This is a genomic window from Streptomyces sp. NPDC048182, from assembly GCF_043202555.1.
In the GTDB taxonomy this organism is placed as follows: Bacteria; Actinomycetota; Actinomycetes; order Streptomycetales; family Streptomycetaceae; genus Streptomyces.
The window spans coordinates 13,077-29,471 of the sequence record NZ_JBIDAQ010000022.1 but is presented as its reverse complement, the minus strand read 5'-3'; the positions used below and the strand labels follow the sequence as shown (position 1 = coordinate 29,471).

Genomic DNA, 16,395 nt, shown 5'->3' with positions numbered 1-16,395 from the left:
CGGCACCGAGGAGGACGTGGATGACGGCGACCGAGGCGTTCCGCGACGCCCGTGACTTCCTGCTGGCCCACCGCGAGGACTACGCCACCGCCTACGAGGGCTTCCGCTGGCCCCGTCCCGAGCACTTCAACTGGGCCCTGGACTGGTTCGACGTCATCGCCGCCGGCAACGACCGCACCGCCCTGCACATCGTCGAGGAGGACGGCACCGAGACCCGGCTCTCCTTCGCGGAGATGGCCGAGCGCTCCGACCGCGTGGCCCGCTGGCTGCGCGAGCGCGGGGTCGCCGCGGGGGACCGCGTCCTCGTCATGCTCGGCAACCAGGCCGAGCTGTGGGAGACCGCGCTGGCCGCGATGAAGCTGCGCGCGGTCGTCATCCCGGCCACCCCGCTGCTCGGCCCGGCCGACCTGACCGACCGGGTGGACCGGGGCGAGGTGAAGCACGTCATCGCCCGGGCCGAGGACACCGCCAAGTTCGCCGCCGTGCCCGGCACGTACACCAGGATCTCCGTCGGCGGCCTGCCGGAGGAGGGCTGGGAACCGTACGAGGACGCCTACACGGCCCCCGCCGACCTCGTCGTCGACGGCCCCACCCTCGCCGACGACCCGCTGATGCTCTACTTCACCTCGGGCACCACCGCCCGCCCCAAACTGGTCGAGCACACTCACACCTCGTACCCGATCGGGCACCTGGCCACCATGTACTGGATCGGCCTGAAACCCGGCGACGTGCACCTGAACATCTCCTCGCCCGGCTGGGCCAAGCACGCCTGGTCCAACCTCTTCGCCCCGTGGAACGCGGAGGCGACCGTCTTCCTCCTCAACTACACCCGCTTCGACGCGACCCGCCTGATGGCCGAGATGGACCGCAACCGGGTCACCACCTTCTGCGCCCCGCCGACCGTGTGGCGCATGCTCATCCAGGCCGACCTGGGCCGACTCCAGCTCCCGCCCCGCGAGGTCGCCGCCGCCGGCGAGCCGCTCAACCCCGAGGTCATCGAGCGGGTGCGGGACGCCTGGGGCGTGAGTGTCCGGGACGGCTTCGGACAGACCGAGACCGCGGTGCAGATCGCCAACACCCCGGGTCAGCCCCTCAAGCCGGGCGCCATGGGCCGCCCCAGCCCCGGCTACCGCGTCACCCTCCTCGACCCGGTCACCGGCGCCCCCGACGCCACGGAGGGCGAGGTCGCCCTCGACCTCGCCGCACGCCCGGTCGGCCTGATGACCGGCTACCACGGCGACCCGGACCGCACGGCGGAGTCCATGGCCGACGGCCACTACCGCACCGGCGACATCGCACGCCGGGACGCCGACGGATACCTCTTCTACGTGGGCCGGCGGGACGACGTCTTCAAGTCCAGCGACTACAAGGTGAGTCCCTTCGAGCTGGAGAGCGCGCTCCTGGAGCACGAGGCGGTCGCCGAGGCCGCCGTCGTGCCGGCCCCTGACCCCCTGCGCCTCGCCGTCCCGAAGGCGTACGTCGTCCTCGCCGAGGGCTGGGAGCCGGGACCCGAGACCGCGAAGGCCCTCTTCGCCCACGCCCGGGAGGTGCTCGCCCCCTACAAGCGCATCCGCCGCCTGGAGTTCGCGGACCTGCCCAAGACGGTCTCCGGCAAGATCCGCCGCATCGAGCTCCGCGAGGCCACGGCGGCGGGCTCGGCGCACGAGTACCGCGAGGAGGACTTCCGATGACCGCGCAGCCCTCGGCCCCCCAGCCCTCGGCCGCGCAGCCGTCGTACAGCCACGGCACGGGGAGCACCGCGCTGCTCGGCGACACCATCGGCGCCAACCTGGACCGGGCCGTCGCCGCCTGGCCGGACCGCGAGGTGCTGGTCGACGTCCCCTCGGGCCGCCGCTGGACCTACGCCGCCTTCGCCGCCGACGTCGATCGGCTGGCGCACGCGCTGCTCGCGGACGGCGTCGCCAAGGGCGACCGGGTCGGCATCTGGGCGGTCAACTGCCCCGAGTGGGTGCTGGTCCAGTACGCCACCGCCCGCATCGGCGCGATCATGGTGAACATCAACCCGGCCTACCGCACGCACGAGGTCGCCTACGTGCTGCGCCAGGCCGGCGTCTCCCTCCTCTTCGCCTCCCAGGGACACAAGACGAGCGACTACCGGGCGATGGCCGCGGAAGTCAGCGACGACTGCCCGGAGTTGCGGCGGACGATCCACTTCGGCGACCCGGACTGGGAAGCACTGCTCGCACACGAGAGCACCGCTACGGCCCCGTTCCCCGAGCTGTCCTGCGACGACCCGATCAACATCCAGTACACCTCGGGCACGACCGGCTTCCCGAAGGGCGCGACCCTCTCCCACCACAACATCCTCAACAACGGATACTTCGTCGGGGAGTTGGTCGGCTACACCGAGCAGGACCGGATCTGCGTCCCCGTCCCCTTCTACCACTGCTTCGGCATGGTGATGGGCAACCTGGCGGCCACCTCCCACGGCGCCTGCATCGTCGTCCCCGCCCCCTCCTTCGAGCCCGGCGCCACCCTGGAGGCGGTCCAGCGCGAGCGGTGCACCTCGCTGTACGGCGTCCCGACGATGTTCATCGCGGAGCTGAACCTGCCCGGCTTCGCCGCCCACGACCTCTCCTCGCTGCGCACCGGCATCATGGCGGGCTCGCCCTGCCCCGTGGAGGTGATGAAGCGGGTTGTCGCCGAGATGCACATGCGCGAGGTCTCCATCTGCTACGGCATGACCGAGACCTCCCCGGTCTCCCTCCAGACCCGCCGGGACGACGACCTCGAGCACCGCACCGGCACCGTCGGCCGCGTCCTGCCGCACCTGGAGGTCAAGGTGGCCGACCCGGTCACCGGCGCCACCCTGCCCCGCGGCACCTCCGGCGAACTGCGCACCCGCGGCTACAGCGTGATGCTCGGCTACTGGGAGGAGCCTACGAGGACCGCCGAGGCCGTCGACGCGGGCCGCTGGATGCACACCGGCGACCTCGCGGTGATGCGCGAGGACGGCTACGTGGAGATCGTCGGCCGCATCAAGGACATGATCATCCGGGGCGGCGAGAACATCTACCCCCGCGAGATCGAGGAGTTCCTGTACGGCCACCCGGGCATCGCGGACGTCCAGGTCGTCGGCGTCCCGCACGAGCGCTACGGCGAGGAGGTCCTTGCCTGCGTCGTCCCCCGCGACCCGGCCGCCCCGCCCACCCTGGCCGACCTGCGTGCCTACTGCGCGGGCCGGCTGGCCCACTACAAGATCCCCAGCCGCCTGGAGATCCTGGACGCCTTCCCGATGACGGTCTCGGGGAAGGTCCGCAAGATCGCCCTGCGCGAGAGGTTCGGCGCCTGACCGGCCCGCGCCCGAACGGCCGGCGCCGCCGGCTCGTCGCGTCCAGGACGAAGAGCGGGACGGCCAGGTGGTCGGCGCCGGCGCGGGCGTCCGTCGTGTAGCCGGTGAGGGAGAAGTAGAGGGCGTCCGCGGACTCCGTCATCGCGGTCGGCCACAGGCACTCCAGGTCCCGGCGGGCCGTCGGGCCCGCCGTGGGGTCGACCTGCGCGCCCCAGGGGCGGCCGGCACGCACAGGACTGTGCCCACTCCTCGTCCCACACGCGCCGCACACCGTGACGCTCTCCGTCTCGGTCATGGCCCCCGTCTTCCTCCGGACACCCCCCGTCTGTCCGTCTCTTGACGGTCTTCGGCCCTCCACTTACATTACTTCCAGATCGTAGAAAATATATTCCGCTATGCGGAAAGTCGAATGCCTGAGCAGGAGTAGTCGATGGCTCGCATGACCGCTGCCCGAGCGGCAGTTGAGATCCTCAAGCGCGAAGGCGTCACGGACGCGTTCGGTGTGCCCGGGGCGGCGATCAACCCGTTCTACGCGGCCCTCAAGGCGTCCGGCGGCGTCAACCACACGCTCGCCCGGCACGTCGAGGGCGCCTCGCACATGGCCGAGGGCTACACCCGCACCCACCCGGGCAACATCGGCGTCTGCATCGGCACCTCGGGCCCGGCCGGCACCGACATGATCACCGGCCTGTACTCGGCGACCGGCGACTCCATCCCGATCCTCTGCATCACCGGCCAGGCGCCGACCGCGGTGATCCACAAGGAGGACTTCCAGGCCGTCGACATCGCCTCGATCGCCAAGCCGGTCACCAAGATGGCCGTCACCGTCCTGGAGGCCGCGCAGGTCCCCGGCGTCTTCCAGCAGGCGTTCCACCTGATGCGCTCAGGCCGCCCGGGCCCGGTCCTCATCGACCTGCCGATCGACGTCCAGCTGACCGAGATCGAGTTCGACCCGGAGACGTACGAGCCGCTCCCGGTCTACAAGCCGGCCGCCAGCCGCGCCCAGATCGAGAAGGCGCTCGGCATGCTGGGCGCCGCCGAGCGCCCGCTGATCGTGGCCGGCGGCGGCATCATCAACGCCGACGCCGGCGACCTGCTGGTCGAGTTCGCCGAGCTGACCGGCATCCCGGTGGTGCCCACCCTGATGGGCTGGGGCCTGCTGCCCGACGACCACGAGCTGAACGCCGGCATGGTCGGCCTGCAGACCTCGCACCGCTACGGCAACGCGACCTTCCTGGAGTCCGACTTCGTCCTCGGCATCGGCAACCGCTGGGCCAACCGCCACACCGGCAAGCTGGACGTCTACACCAAGGGCCGGAAGTTCGTCCACGTCGACGTCGAGCCGACCCAGATCGGCAAGATCTTCGCCCCGGACTACGGCATCGCCTCCGACGCCAAGGCCGCCCTGGAGCTGTTCGTCGAGGTCGCGGGGGAGCTGAAGGCGGCCGGCAAGCTGCCCGACCGCTCCGACTGGGCCGCCTCGGCGCAGGAGCGCAAGGCCACCCTCCAGCGCCGCACGCACTTCGACGACATCCCGATCAAGCCGCAGCGCGTCTACGAGGAGATGAACAAGGCCTTCGGCCCGGAGACCCGGTACGTCTCCACCATCGGCCTCTCGCAGATCGCCGGCGCCCAGATGCTGCACGTCTACCGCCCGCGGCACTGGATCAACTGCGGCCAGGCCGGCCCGCTCGGCTGGACCGTCCCGGCCGCGCTCGGCGTCGCCAAGGCCGACCCCGACGCGCAGGTCGTCGCGCTCTCCGGCGACTACGACTTCCAGTTCATGCTGGAGGAGCTGGCCGTCGGCGCGCAGCACAAGATCCCGTACGTGCACGTCCTGGTCAACAACTCCTACCTGGGCCTGATCCGCCAGGCGCAGCGGGCGTTCGAGATCGACTTCCAGGTCAACCTGGAGTTCGAGAACATCAACTCGCCCGAGCTGGGCGTCTACGGCGTCGACCACGTCAAGGTCGCCGAGGGCCTGGGCTGCAAGGCGATCCGGGTGACCGACCCCAGCGAGCTGGGCGCGGCCCTGGAGCAGGCCAAGAAGCTCGCCGCGGAGCACCAGGTGCCGGTCATCGTCGAGGCCATCCTGGAGCGCATCACCAACATCTCCATGTCGGGCACCAACGACATCTCCAACGTCGTGGAGTTCGAGGAACTGGCCACCGAGCCGGCCCACGCCCCGACGGCGATCCGCACCCTGAAGGTCTGACACCGACCTGCACCACGAGCGGCCCGTTCCCCCTGGGGGAGCGGGCCGCTTCGCGCTGTCAGCGCCCTGTGCTGGTGCGGCCCCGGCCGGTCGCCAGCCCCGTGGGCGCCGCTACGCCCTCACCCCGGCCTACGGGATGCTGATGACGGCGATGCCGGATTCGAGCGCGAGTGCCACCCGCCCGCCGCCGGGGTGGACGGCCGCGACCGGTGTCGGGATGTGCGTCGCCCCGTACGAACCCTGCCGCCGGGGCATGGCGAGGCGCGGCCACCGAGCGATCAGCTCGCCGGTACGGACGTCGAACAGGCGTGGATATCCGTACAGCGCGAGAACTGCTTCGCCGCAGCCGAGGATCGTGCCGACCGGCCCGGGGATGTCGTGGCGGTGGAGCCATGTCGACGCGGAGCCGGACCACACACCGAGCTGATGCGGTGCCCGCTCCCGCTCCTCGTCCACGTCGCGATCCCAGCCGACCTCGCCGGCGACCACGGCCAGCCGGTCGCCGTCGAGCCAACAGGCGGAGTCCACCTCGGCACCGCTCAGTGGCCGGTGGTCCAGGACGCCCTCTCCGTCCAGTGTGGAGGGGTCCGTCAGCGCCTGCTCCAGGTCGTACACGCGGCAGACCCCGTCCGGGTGCCACACCCAGCCGGCCGACATCAGCCACCGCCCGCCCGGACTGATCGCCGGGCGCGCGTGGAAGAGGCTCGACATCTCCTCCCCGGATCCCGTCGCCAGACTCTCCCCCGTGGCGACGTCCTCGACCCGGAGCCGATCGTCCCGCTCGGGGCAGTGCACCAGCACTTCTCTGCCGTCGGACAGTGTCCCCAGGCCCACCGGGTAGTCGAAGTCCCCGGCATGACCCTCGTCCCGAAGCAGTTCACGAACCACCCGCCGTCCGTCGAGCAACAGGCCGCGCGTGCCCCGCTCGCCGTACACCACGGTCCACCGGCCGGACGGCGACGTGACGGCTCGGTCATAGCCCCGGCCGAACCTCCGCCGCTCGCGCCGGTGTTCCGTCCCGTCCGCGGACCAGCGGCGCCGGCCACCCACCGGGTCCAGCAGATCGTCCCCGTCCCACACCAGCGAACGCACCTCGCCGGTCCGTACCCGGATCTCGCGCACCACCGCGCCGTCACTCATCGGATCGTCCCCTTGTCGCCGCGGGCGGGCGGCCGTCGGACGGCCGTGGCCCTTCCCGTTCCCTCGCTGCTCCTTGATACCGACTGCCTTGATCGCACATCGGAGGGACGTTCACCAGTCCACGCGGAACAGCGCCGGATGCGGGACCGTCCGCATCCGGCGCTGTCGGCCGGTGAAGCGTGTTCAGTTGGTGTCCGTCCGACGGCGCGAGGCTGGGCGCGACAGGTCGTTCGCGCCGCCGGACGGAGTCTGGGAGTTGTGGCTGGGACCGTGGCGGTCGCGATGGGTGCGGGCGGTTCCTCCCCTCAGGTCGTAGGAGGAGCACCCGCACCGTTCACCACCGCACTGGCTCGCAAGCCGCCACGGTCCTCGCCATGCCCGCGGCGCACACGGACGGCCACCCCTCATCCGGGCCGCTCTGGTGCCTCCGCGGGCCACGCGCGCGGGTCCGACCTCCCCGTCGGAATCCCGTGCGCGGGTCTCGCCGCGTCGGGTCAGTCCTCGCGCAGGGCGCGGACCGCCTCCTCGACGCGCTTGCCGTAGTCCGGGTCGGCGGCGTGGAAGTGCGCGAGGTTGCGCTCGACCACGTCGTCCCGGGAGACCTGGGACAGGCCGCCGGCGATGTTGGCGACCAGGCGCTTCTTCGCGTCCTCCGGCATGAGGCGGAACAGCTCGCCGGCCTGGAAGAAGTCGTCGTCCTTGGTGTGCTGCGGCGCCTCGTGCGTGCCGGTGTGGCCGGCGACCGCGAACGGGGCGGACAGCGGGCGGCCGGTCTCGGCCGGGCCGTCGTAGGAGTTCGGCTCGTAGTTCTTCGCGCCGCGGGCCTGGGAGTTGAGGGCCATCAGGCCGTCGCGGCCGTAGTTCTGCGCGGTCGTCGCCTTGGGGGCGTTGACCGGCAGCAGGGTGTGGTTGACGCCCAGCCGGTAGCGGTGCGCGTCCGCGTAGGCGAACAGGCGGCCCTGGAGCATCTTGTCCGGCGAGGGGCCGATGCCCGGCACGAAGTTGTTCGGGGAGAACGCGGCCTGCTCGACCTCGGCGAAGACGTTGTCCGGGTTGCGGTCCAGGACCAGGCGGCCCACGCGCTGCAGCGGGTAGTCCTTGTGCGGCCAGACCTTGGTCAGGTCGAACGGGTTGAAGCGGTACTCCGCCGCCTCGGCCGCCGGCATGATCTGCACGGAGAGCGTCCACGAGGGGTGGACGCCCCGCTCGATGGCCTGGAGCAGGTCGGTCTGGTGGGAGTTGGCGTCCTGGCCGGCCGTCTCCTGCGCCTGCTCGGTGGAGAGGCAGCGGATGCCCTGGTTCGTCTTGAAGTGGTACTTGACGAAGAAGGCCTCGCCGGCGGCGTTCGTCCACTGGTAGGTGTGCGAGCCGAAGCCGTCCATGTGGCGGTAGGAGGCCGGGATGCCGCGGTCGCCCATCAGGAAGGTCACCTGGTGGGTGGCCTCGGGGGAGTGGCCCCAGAAGTCCCAGACGTTGTCCGGCTCCTGCTTGCCCGTGAACGGGTCGCGCTTCTGGGAGTGGATGAAGTCCGGGAACTTGATCGGGTCCTTGACGAAGAACACCGGGGTGTTGTTGCCGACGAGGTCGTAGTTGCCCTCCTCGGTGTAGAACTTCACCGCGAAGCCGCGCGGGTCGCGCACCGCGTCCGCGCCGCCGAGCGAGTCGGCCACGGTGGAGAAGCGCACGAAGACCTCGGTGCGCTTGCCGACGCTGCTCAGGAACTCGGCGTGGGTGAAGCCGGTGACGTCGTCGGTCACCTCGAAGTGGCCGTAGGCACCCGAACCGCGGGCGTGCACGACGCGCTCCGGGATGCGCTCCCGGTTGAAGCGGGCCAGCTTCTCCAGGAGGTGCTGGTCCTGGAGCAGGAGGGGGCCGCCGATGCCGGCGGAGGCGGAGTTCTGGTTGTCGGCGACCGGGGCGCCGGACTCTGTCGTGAGCACGCGCTGCGACATCGTGGACCTTCCATGCGAGAAGTCAGCGGAAATTGCTTTCCGCTTTGTGGAGCCTAGGTTCGGGGCGAGAGGGCGTCAACAGTTTGTTGAAGAGTTCCGGGCGGCGCCGCCGCTCGGGCGCGACAGGACAGGTGTCAGCGGCGGCGCCACCCGGAGATCAGGGGCCCGGACCGGACCCGGCAGGGTCAGACCTGGGCGCCGGAGAGGCGCTCCACGGCGCGCAGCAGCGCCGAGTGGTCCAGGCCGCCGTCGCCCTGGGCGCGCAGCGACGCGACCAGCTGGGTCACCACGGCGCCCACCGGCAGCGCGGCACCCACGTTGCGGGCGGCGTCGGTGACGATGCCCATGTCCTTGTGGTGCAGGTCGATCCGGAAGCCCGGCTTGAAGTCGCGGGCCAGGAAGTTGTCCTTCTTGCGGGTCAGCACGGTCGAGCCGGCCAGACCGCCGTTGAGGACGTCGAGCGCGGCCTTCAGGTCCACGCCCGACTTCTCCAGGAAGACCACGGCCTCGGCGCACGCCTGGATGTTCACGGCGACGATCAGCTGGTTGGCGGCCTTCACCGTCTGGCCCGAGCCGTGCGGCCCGCACAGGACGATGGTCTTGCCCAGCGCCTCCAGGAGCGGCTTGGCCTCGTCGAAGTCGGCCTGCTCGCCGCCGACCATGATGGACAGCACGGCCTCGATGGCGCCGGCCTCGCCGCCGGACACCGGGGCGTCCAGGACGCGCACGCCCTTGTCCTTCGCCGCCTTCGCCAGGTCGACCGAGGTCTGCGGGGTGATCGAGGACATGTCGACCAGGAGCGCGCCGGAGCGGGCGTTCTCCAGGATGCCGTCGGGGCCGTAGGCGATGGCCTCCACCTGCGGCGAGGCGGGCACCATGGTGACGATGACATCGGCGTCGCGCACGGCCTCGGCGATCGATCCTGCCGCGGTGCCGCCGGCGGCGGACAGCCGGTCCAGCTTGTCCTGCTCCAGGGTGTAGCCGGTGACCTGGTAACCGGCCTTGACCAGGTTCTCCGACATGGGGGAGCCCATGATGCCGAGACCGATCCAGGCGACCTTGGGGAGGGTGCTCATAACGGGGGTGCCTCTCTGAAAGCTCTTGAAGCCCTGAACGCTCGTGGAGCGCGTGGCGGTCGTGAGGGGGCGGCGGGTCAGCGCGCCGCGCGGGCGCCGGGCGGCAGCCAGCCGAAGGACTGGGCGCTGCCGGCCTCGCCGGGCTTGTACTCCAGGCCGACCCAGCCGTCGTAGCCGGCCTTCGCCAGCCGGTCGAGCAGGTCCTCCAGCGGGAGCGAGCCGGTGCCCGGGGCGCCGCGGCCGGGGTTGTCGGCGATCTGCACGTGGCCGGTCTTGGCGGCGTAGGCGTCGATCACCTGCGGCAGGTCCTCGCCGTTCATGGACAGGTGGTACAGGTCCATGAGGAACTTGGCGTTGCCCAGCCCGGTGGCCTCGTTGACCTTGTCCACCACGGCGATCGCGGCCGGCGCCGAGACCAGCGGGTACTTCGGCGACTCGGGCGCGTTGAGCGCCTCGACCAGCAGGACCGCGCCGACCCGGTCGGCCGCGCGGGCGGCGAGGACCAGGTTCTCCAGCGCCAGTTCGTCCTGCGCGGCCGGGTCCACCCCCTCGACCCGGTTGCCGTACAGGGCGTTGAGGGCGGTGCAGCCGAGGGAGAGGGCGAAGTCCGCGGCCACGTCGATGTTGGCGCGGAACCGCTCGGACTCCTCGCCCGGCACCGACAGGGCGCCGCGGTCGGGGCCCGGGAGCTGCCCGGCGTAGAAGTTCAGCCCGGTGAGCTGCACCCCGGCGTCCTCGATGGCCGCCTTCAGGGCGTCGAGCTCGGACTGCTCGGGGGTGGGGGAGTCGGTCCAGGGCCACCACAGCTCGACCGCCGTGAAGCCCGCCGCGGCGGCGGCCGCGGGGCGCTCCAGGAGCGGGAGTTCCGTGAAGAGGATCGACAGGTTGACGTTGAAGCGCTGATCTGCGAAGCCCATCGGGGTGCCGCGCTCCCTTCCGTGTCATCGTGTTTCCGTATTACGGAAGTTCGTTTCTGCTTAACGGAAGATTGCCGCCGAGTCGCCGCCCTTGTCAAGAGGGGTCGGCAGAAACGGTCACCGCGCGTTAGGTTGACCGGGTGCGCCTGAGAGTGGAGTTCACGACCGAACCCTTCGACCTGGACGAGGCACCCCCGCACGCGGTGGTGGCCCGCCGGGTGGTCGAGGCCGCCGAGCTGGACGCGGTCGACGTCGGCCCGTTCGGCAACACCGCCGAGGGCGGCGCCGACGCGGTGCTGACCGCCGTGGACGCGCTGCTGCGCGAGACCCTCCAGGCGGGCGCCACCCGGATCTCGCTCCAGGTCAACGTGGTCGGGGAGGGCGAGCGGTGACCGTCGCAGGGGGAGAGCGGCCCTTCGAGGGGGAGCAGCCCTTCATCGCCGCCGTCAAACCGCTGATCGACGCCATCGGCGGCGAGCTGCTCCCGCCCGGCGAGGCCGGCCGGGACGACGTCGTGCTCACCTGGGAGGGCGCCGACCTCGTCGCCGTGCGGCTGCCCCAGCTCGCCGACTCCCTGGACCACATCCTGGCCGCGATGGAGCGCCGCCAGGGCCGGCCGCTGGCCGACCTCGACCGCCGGGCCAAGCAGGAGGTGGTGCGCACCCTGGAGGCGCGCGGCGCCTTCTCCGTCCGGCACGGGGTGGAGACCGTGGCCGGCGCCCTTGGCGTGTCCCGCTTCACCGTCTACAACTACCTCAACCGCGAGAAGGGCGCCTGACCTGCGCCGACGCCCTCCAGGCCGCCCCGCCCCCGCTGCCGCCGTCCGGATACCGGACGGCGGCTTCTGTTCGAACGAATTCTCAACAAACTGTTGACGCTTTGTTTCGGAAGGCGTTAGCTATCGGCACGCCCGTCCGGCACCCGGACAGCACACGTCGCAGCACACGTCCAGCACAAGGCCACGGAGGCTCCCGTGACGTCCACTTCCACGCCGGGCCTGGCCCGCTTCAACGCCCTGGAGGAGCCGGCGGCCCTCGCCGAACTCCACGAGGCGTGCGCCTCCACGGTGTGGGCCCGGCGACTGCTCGCCGCCCGCCCGGCGGCCACGCCCGAGGACCTGTACGCCGCCAGCGACGCCGCCATGGCCGAGCTGAGCGCCGCCGACCTCGCCGAGGCGATGGCCGGGCACCCCCCGATCGGCCGCCCCAAGCCGGGTGATCCGACCTCCGCCCGCGAGCAGGCCGGCATGGCCGGCGCCTCCGACGACCTGAAGACGGAGCTGCTCGAACTGAACCTGGCCTACCAGGAGAAGTTCGGCCACGTCTTCCTGATCTGCGCCACCGGCCGGACCGGCGAGCAGATGCGGGACGCGGTCAAGGAGCGTATCGGCAACGCGCCCGGGCAGGAGCTGGAGATCGTCCGCGCGGAACTGGGCAAGATCAACCGCATCCGGCTGGCCCGGCTGCTCGACGCGGCCTGACCGGCCGCCCGCACGACCATCGCCAGCCCGTCCGTCGCACGAGGGAACCGCATGAGCACCGAGACCACCGCTTCCGTGTCCACGCACATCCTGGACACCAGCGTCGGCCGCCCCGCCGAGCACGTCGCCGTCCAGCTGTCCGCCAGAAGCGGCCCGCAGGCGGCCTGGCAGGCGCTCGGCGGCTCCGCGACCGACGCGGACGGGCGGTGCAAGGACCTGCCGGCGCTGCCGGAGGGGACCACCCACGTACGGCTCGACTTCGCCGTCGAGGCGTACTTCGTCAACAAGCAAGCCGATGCGCAGCAGGACGCCCCCGCGAATCGGGACAGCGGACGGGGGGTGTTCTTCCCGGAGGTGACCATCACGTTCGCCGTCGTACCGGGCGAGCACTACCACGTGCCGCTGCTGCTCAACCCGTTCGGCTACTCCGTTTACCGAGGGAGCTAGCAGGCAATGCCCACCATTCTGGGACAGAACCAGTACGGCAAGGCTGAGAACCGAGTCGTCAAGATCACGCGGGACGGCGCCACCCACCACATCAAGGACCTCAACGTCTCCGTCGCCCTCTCCGGCGACCTGCACGAGGTCCACCTCTCCGGCTCCAACGCCAACTGCCTGCCGACCGACACCACCAAGAACACGGTGTACGCGTTCGCCAAGGAGCACGGCATCGAGTCGGCCGAGCAGTTCGGCATCCACCTCGCCCGGCACTTCGTCACCTCGCAGGAGCCGATCCACCAGGCCCGGATCCGCATCGAGGAGTACGCCTGGGAGCGCATCGCCACCTCCGACGCCAACTCCAAGTTCATCGGCGCCGACGAGGTCAAGCACTCCTTCGTCCGCAAGGGCCAGGAGACCCGGGTCACCCAGATCACCTTCGACGGGGAGAAGTGGGAGGTCATCTCCGGTCTGAAGGACCTGATCGTGATGAACTCGACCAACTCCGAGTTCTGGGGCTACATCAAGGACAAGTACACGACGCTCCAGGAGGCGTACGACCGCATCCTGGCCACCCAGGTCTCCAGCCGCTGGCGGTTCAACTGGACCGACGACGAGCAGAAGATGCCCAACTGGGAGAAGTCGTACGAGCAGGTGAAGAAGCACATGCTGCACGCCTTCGCCGAGACCTACTCGCTCTCCCTGCAGCAGACGCTGTACCAGATGGGCTCGCGCATCATCAACAACCGGAGCGAGATCGACGAGGTCCGCTTCTCGCTGCCCAACAAGCACCACTTCCTGGTGGACCTGGAGCCGTTCGGCCTGAAGAACGACAACGAGGTCTACTACGCAGCCGACCGCCCCTACGGCCTCATCGAGGCCACCATCCTGCGGGACGGCGTCGAGCCGCGTATCCCGCTCGACATGACCAACCTCTGACGCGGGACGCGCGCCCCCGGACCGGGGATCCGGTCCGGGGGCGCGCCACACCGGAGGGAACACCATGGCAACGCCAGCGAAAGGGCCCGCCGAAGGCCCCTGTTCCACCCCGCCGGTGCACACAGCGGACGACGTCACGTCCGTGCACCCGGTGGACGAGAAGCTCCACCCCTCGCGGCTCGTCCCGGCCGCGCTCCAGCACATCGCCGCGATGTACGCCGGAGTCGTCACACCCCCGCTCATCATCGGCCAGGCCGTCGGCCTCGACCTGGAGGCCCGCACCAGGCTGATCGCCGCCGGCCTGCTCATCGCCGGCGTCGCGACGCTGCTCCAGACCCTCGGCGTCAAGGGCTTCGTCGGCAACCGGCTGCCCTTCGTCAACGCCGCCTCCTCGGCCGGTATCGCGCCGATCCTCGCCATCGCCGAGACCAACGGCAAGAACGGCCAACTCCCCGCCATCTACGGGGCGGTGATGGTCGCCGGCGTTTTCTGCCTCGCCGTGGGCCCGTTCTTCGGCAGGCTGCTCCGCTTCTTCCCGCCGCTGGTCACCGGCGTCGTCATCACCCTCATCGGCGTCACCTTGATGCCGGTCCCGGTCGGCTGGGCGCAGGGCGGCGACAAGACCGCCGCCGACTTCGGCGCCATGCGCAACCTCGCGCTCGCCGCGTTCACCCTGGTCGTCATCCTGCTCTTCCAGCGCTTCGGCAAGGGCTTCCTGAAGCAGGTCGCCCTGCTCTTCGGGCTGTTGATCGGCACGCTGGCCGCCATGCCCTTCGGCATGGCCGACTTCAGCGGCCTCACCTCCGCGCCGGTCGCCGCGCTGCCCACCCCGTTCGCCTTCGGCACCCCCGTCTTCCAGCCGGCCGCGATCCTCTCCCTGTGCATCGTGATGCTGGTGCTGATGACCGAGTCGGCCGCCGGCATGCTGGCCCTCGGTGAGATCTGCGACCGGCGCGCCGACGCCAAGGTGATCACCCGGGGCCTGCGCACCGACGGCCTGGCCACCCTGATCGGGCCGGTCTTCGGCGGCTTCCCGACCTCCGCCTTCGCCCAGAACGTCGGCGTCGTCTCGCTGACCCGGGTCCGCAGCCGCTACGTCGTCGCCGTGGCCGGCGCGACCCTGCTGGTCCTCGGCGCCTTCCCGGTGCTCGGCGCGGTCGTCTCGCTGGTGCCGATGCCGGTGCTCGGCGGCGCGGGCATCGTGCTGTTCGGGTCGATCGCGGTCAGCGGCATCCGCACCCTCTCCGAGGCCGGCCTGGACGACAGCTCCAACATCATCCTGGTCGCCGTGGCACTCGGCGCCGGCATCATCCCGCTGGCCGCGCCGACCTTCTACGCCGACTTCCCGGCCTGGGCGCAGACCGTCCTCGGCTCCGGCATCAGCGCCGGCGCGATCGTCGCGGTCACGCTCAACCTGTTCTTCCATCATCTCGGCACCCGGAGCCGCACGGTTCCGGCACTCAAATCCTCCTAGGGTCCTGCCGTGCCCACCACCCGAGCAGAGAAGGACGCAGCATGGCAGCAACGGCAGCCGAGCGCGTGGTCATCGAGAACTGCGCGATAGCCACCGTCGACGAGGGCGGCACGGAGTTCGCCGCCGGGCACCTCGTCCTGGCCGGCAACCGCATCGAGTCCGTCGGAGCCGGCCGGGCCCCCGAGGACCTTCAGGGCGTGGTCCGCCGGATCGACGCGACCGGCCACCTGGCCACCCCGGGCCTGGTCAACACCCACCACCACTTCTACCAGTGGATCACCCGGGGCCTGGCCACCGACCACAACCTCTTCGACTGGCTGACCGCGCTCTACCCGACCTGGGCGCGCATCGACGAACCGATGGTGCACGCCGCGGCCCAGGGCTCGCTCGCCATGATGGCCCGCGGCGGCGTCACCACCGCCATGGACCACCACTACGTCTTCCCGCGCGGCGCCGGCGACCTGTCCGGGGCGATCGTCCGCGCCGCCCGCGACATGGGCGTCCGCTTCACCCTCGCCCGCGGCTCCATGGACCGCGGCGCGTCCGACGGCGGCCTGCCGCCGGACTTCGCGGTGGAGGGCCTGGACGAGGCGCTCGCCGCCACCGAGGCCACCGTCAAGGAGCACCACGACGCCTCGCCCGACGCCATGACCCAGGTCGCCGTCGCGCCCTGCTCGCCCTTCTCCGTCTCCACCGACCTGATGCGCCGGGGCGCCGAACTCGCCCGCTCCCTCGGGGTGCGGCTGCACACCCACGGCTCGGAGACGGTGGAGGAGGAGAAGTTCTGCCACGAGCTGTTCGGCATGGGCCCCACCGACTACTTCGAGTCCACCGGCTGGCTCGGCGAGGACGTGTGGATGGCGCACTGCGTCCACATGAACGACGCCGACATCGCCGCCTTCGCCCGCACCGGCACCGGCGTCGCCCACTGCCCGTCCTCCAACGCCCGCCTCGCCGCCGGCATCGCCCGCGTCCCCGACCTGATCGCCGCCGGCGTCCCCGTCGGCCTCGGCGTGGACGGCACCGCCTCCAACGAGTCCGGCGAACTCCACACCGAGCTGCGCAACGCGGTCCTGGTCAACCGCCTCGGCCCGCACCGCGAGGCCGCCCTGACCGCCCGACAGTCACTGCGGCTGGGGACGATCGGCGGCGCGAAGGTCCTCGGCCGGGCCGCCGACACCGGCTCCCTGGAGCCCGGCAAGCTGGCCGACCTCGTCCTGTGGAAGATGGACACGCTCGCCCACTCCTCCATCGCCGACCCGGTCACCGCCCTGGTCCTCGGCGCGCCCGCGCCGGTGACGGCCTCCTTCGTGAACGGCCGCCAGATCGTCGCGGACGGCCGGCTGACCACGGTGGACGAGGACGCCGTCGCCCGTGCCACGCGCGACGAGGCACGGCGGCTCGCGCGGATCGCCGCGCGCGGCTGAACGTGACCGAACCGGCGGTGCCGT

The 16,395-nt window shown here is 71.2% G+C and carries 14 protein-coding genes and 1 pseudogene; 10 read left to right on the top strand and 5 right to left on the bottom strand.

Going from position 1 to position 16,395, the window contains the following annotated elements; genetic code table 11:
- Nucleotides 1–20: 20 nt before the first annotated feature.
- Both ACGFZL_RS30365 and ACGFZL_RS30360 read left to right on the top strand, forming a co-directional pair.
- Nucleotides 21–1,691, top strand: coding sequence for an AMP-binding protein (locus ACGFZL_RS30365; protein WP_393696551.1), 1,671 nt, complete (start codon nt 21–23; stop codon nt 1,689–1,691).
- Nucleotides 1,688–3,313, top strand: a complete 1,626-nt coding sequence (locus ACGFZL_RS30360) for an AMP-binding protein (RefSeq protein WP_393696549.1) — start codon at nt 1,688–1,690, stop codon at nt 3,311–3,313. Before ACGFZL_RS30365 ends, ACGFZL_RS30360 begins: the two co-directional genes overlap by 4 nt.
- Nucleotides 3,314–3,347: 34 nt before the next feature.
- Here ACGFZL_RS30360 and ACGFZL_RS30355 read toward each other — a convergent pair.
- A pseudogene (locus tag ACGFZL_RS30355) lies at nt 3,348–3,539 on the bottom strand (hypothetical protein); the annotation flags it as partial.
- Nucleotides 3,540–3,743: 204 nt separating this feature from the next.
- Between ACGFZL_RS30355 and gcl the strand changes: the two are divergent.
- Nucleotides 3,744–5,528 carry a glyoxylate carboligase gene (gene gcl / locus ACGFZL_RS30350; protein WP_355175599.1) on the top strand — a complete coding sequence of 595 codons (1,785 nt, stop codon included), beginning with the start codon at nt 3,744–3,746 and terminating at the stop codon, nt 5,526–5,528.
- Between the two features lie 129 nt (nt 5,529–5,657).
- Here gcl and ACGFZL_RS30345 read toward each other — a convergent pair whose 3' ends face one another.
- The 4 genes from ACGFZL_RS30345 to ACGFZL_RS30330 all read right to left on the bottom strand — a co-directional run bounded on the left by ACGFZL_RS30345 (nt 5,658) and on the right by ACGFZL_RS30330 (nt 10,613).
- Entirely contained in the window at nt 5,658–6,668 is a 1,011-nt protein-coding gene (locus ACGFZL_RS30345; RefSeq protein ID WP_393696547.1) for a hypothetical protein, read from the bottom strand.
- 494 nt (nt 6,669–7,162) lie between these two features.
- Nucleotides 7,163–8,620 carry a catalase gene (locus ACGFZL_RS30340; RefSeq protein ID WP_393696545.1) on the bottom strand — a complete coding sequence of 486 codons (1,458 nt, stop codon included), beginning with the start codon at nt 8,618–8,620 and terminating at the stop codon, nt 7,163–7,165.
- Nucleotides 8,621–8,805: 185 nt separating this feature from the next.
- Nucleotides 8,806–9,696, bottom strand: coding sequence for a 2-hydroxy-3-oxopropionate reductase (locus ACGFZL_RS30335; RefSeq protein WP_393696543.1), 891 nt, complete (start codon nt 9,694–9,696; stop codon nt 8,806–8,808).
- Between the two features lie 77 nt (nt 9,697–9,773).
- Nucleotides 9,774–10,613, bottom strand: coding sequence for a TIM barrel protein (locus ACGFZL_RS30330; protein WP_355175596.1), 840 nt, complete (start codon nt 10,611–10,613; stop codon nt 9,774–9,776).
- A 140-nt stretch (nt 10,614–10,753) separates the two neighbouring features.
- Between ACGFZL_RS30330 and ACGFZL_RS30325 the strand changes: the two genes are divergently transcribed.
- The 7 genes from ACGFZL_RS30325 to ACGFZL_RS30295 all read left to right on the top strand — a co-directional run bounded on the left by ACGFZL_RS30325 (nt 10,754) and on the right by ACGFZL_RS30295 (nt 16,371).
- Nucleotides 10,754–11,005, top strand: a complete 252-nt coding sequence (locus ACGFZL_RS30325) for a hypothetical protein (protein ID WP_355175595.1) — start codon at nt 10,754–10,756, stop codon at nt 11,003–11,005.
- Nucleotides 11,002–11,391, top strand: a complete 390-nt coding sequence (locus ACGFZL_RS30320) for a helix-turn-helix domain-containing protein (RefSeq protein WP_355175594.1) — start codon at nt 11,002–11,004, stop codon at nt 11,389–11,391. The genes ACGFZL_RS30325 and ACGFZL_RS30320 overlap by 4 nt, the downstream gene beginning before the upstream one ends.
- A gap of 195 nt (nt 11,392–11,586) precedes the next feature.
- Complete coding sequence (uraD, locus tag ACGFZL_RS30315; RefSeq protein ID WP_393696540.1) at nt 11,587–12,093, top strand: 2-oxo-4-hydroxy-4-carboxy-5-ureidoimidazoline decarboxylase; 507 nt, start codon at nt 11,587–11,589, stop codon at nt 12,091–12,093.
- 51 nt (nt 12,094–12,144) lie between these two features.
- Nucleotides 12,145–12,540, top strand: coding sequence for a hydroxyisourate hydrolase (gene uraH / locus ACGFZL_RS30310; protein WP_355175592.1), 396 nt, complete (start codon nt 12,145–12,147; stop codon nt 12,538–12,540).
- Between the two features lie 6 nt (nt 12,541–12,546).
- Nucleotides 12,547–13,470, top strand: coding sequence for a factor-independent urate hydroxylase (gene pucL / locus ACGFZL_RS30305; RefSeq protein ID WP_355175591.1), 924 nt, complete (start codon nt 12,547–12,549; stop codon nt 13,468–13,470).
- 64 nt (nt 13,471–13,534) lie between these two features.
- Nucleotides 13,535–14,944: a nucleobase:cation symporter-2 family protein gene (locus ACGFZL_RS30300; RefSeq protein ID WP_393696537.1), complete on the top strand. Its 1,410-nt coding sequence runs from the start codon at nt 13,535–13,537 to the stop codon at nt 14,942–14,944.
- Between the two features lie 41 nt (nt 14,945–14,985).
- Entirely contained in the window at nt 14,986–16,371 is a 1,386-nt protein-coding gene (locus tag ACGFZL_RS30295) for an 8-oxoguanine deaminase (RefSeq protein ID WP_393696535.1), read from the top strand.
- Nucleotides 16,372–16,395: the final 24 nt, after the last annotated feature.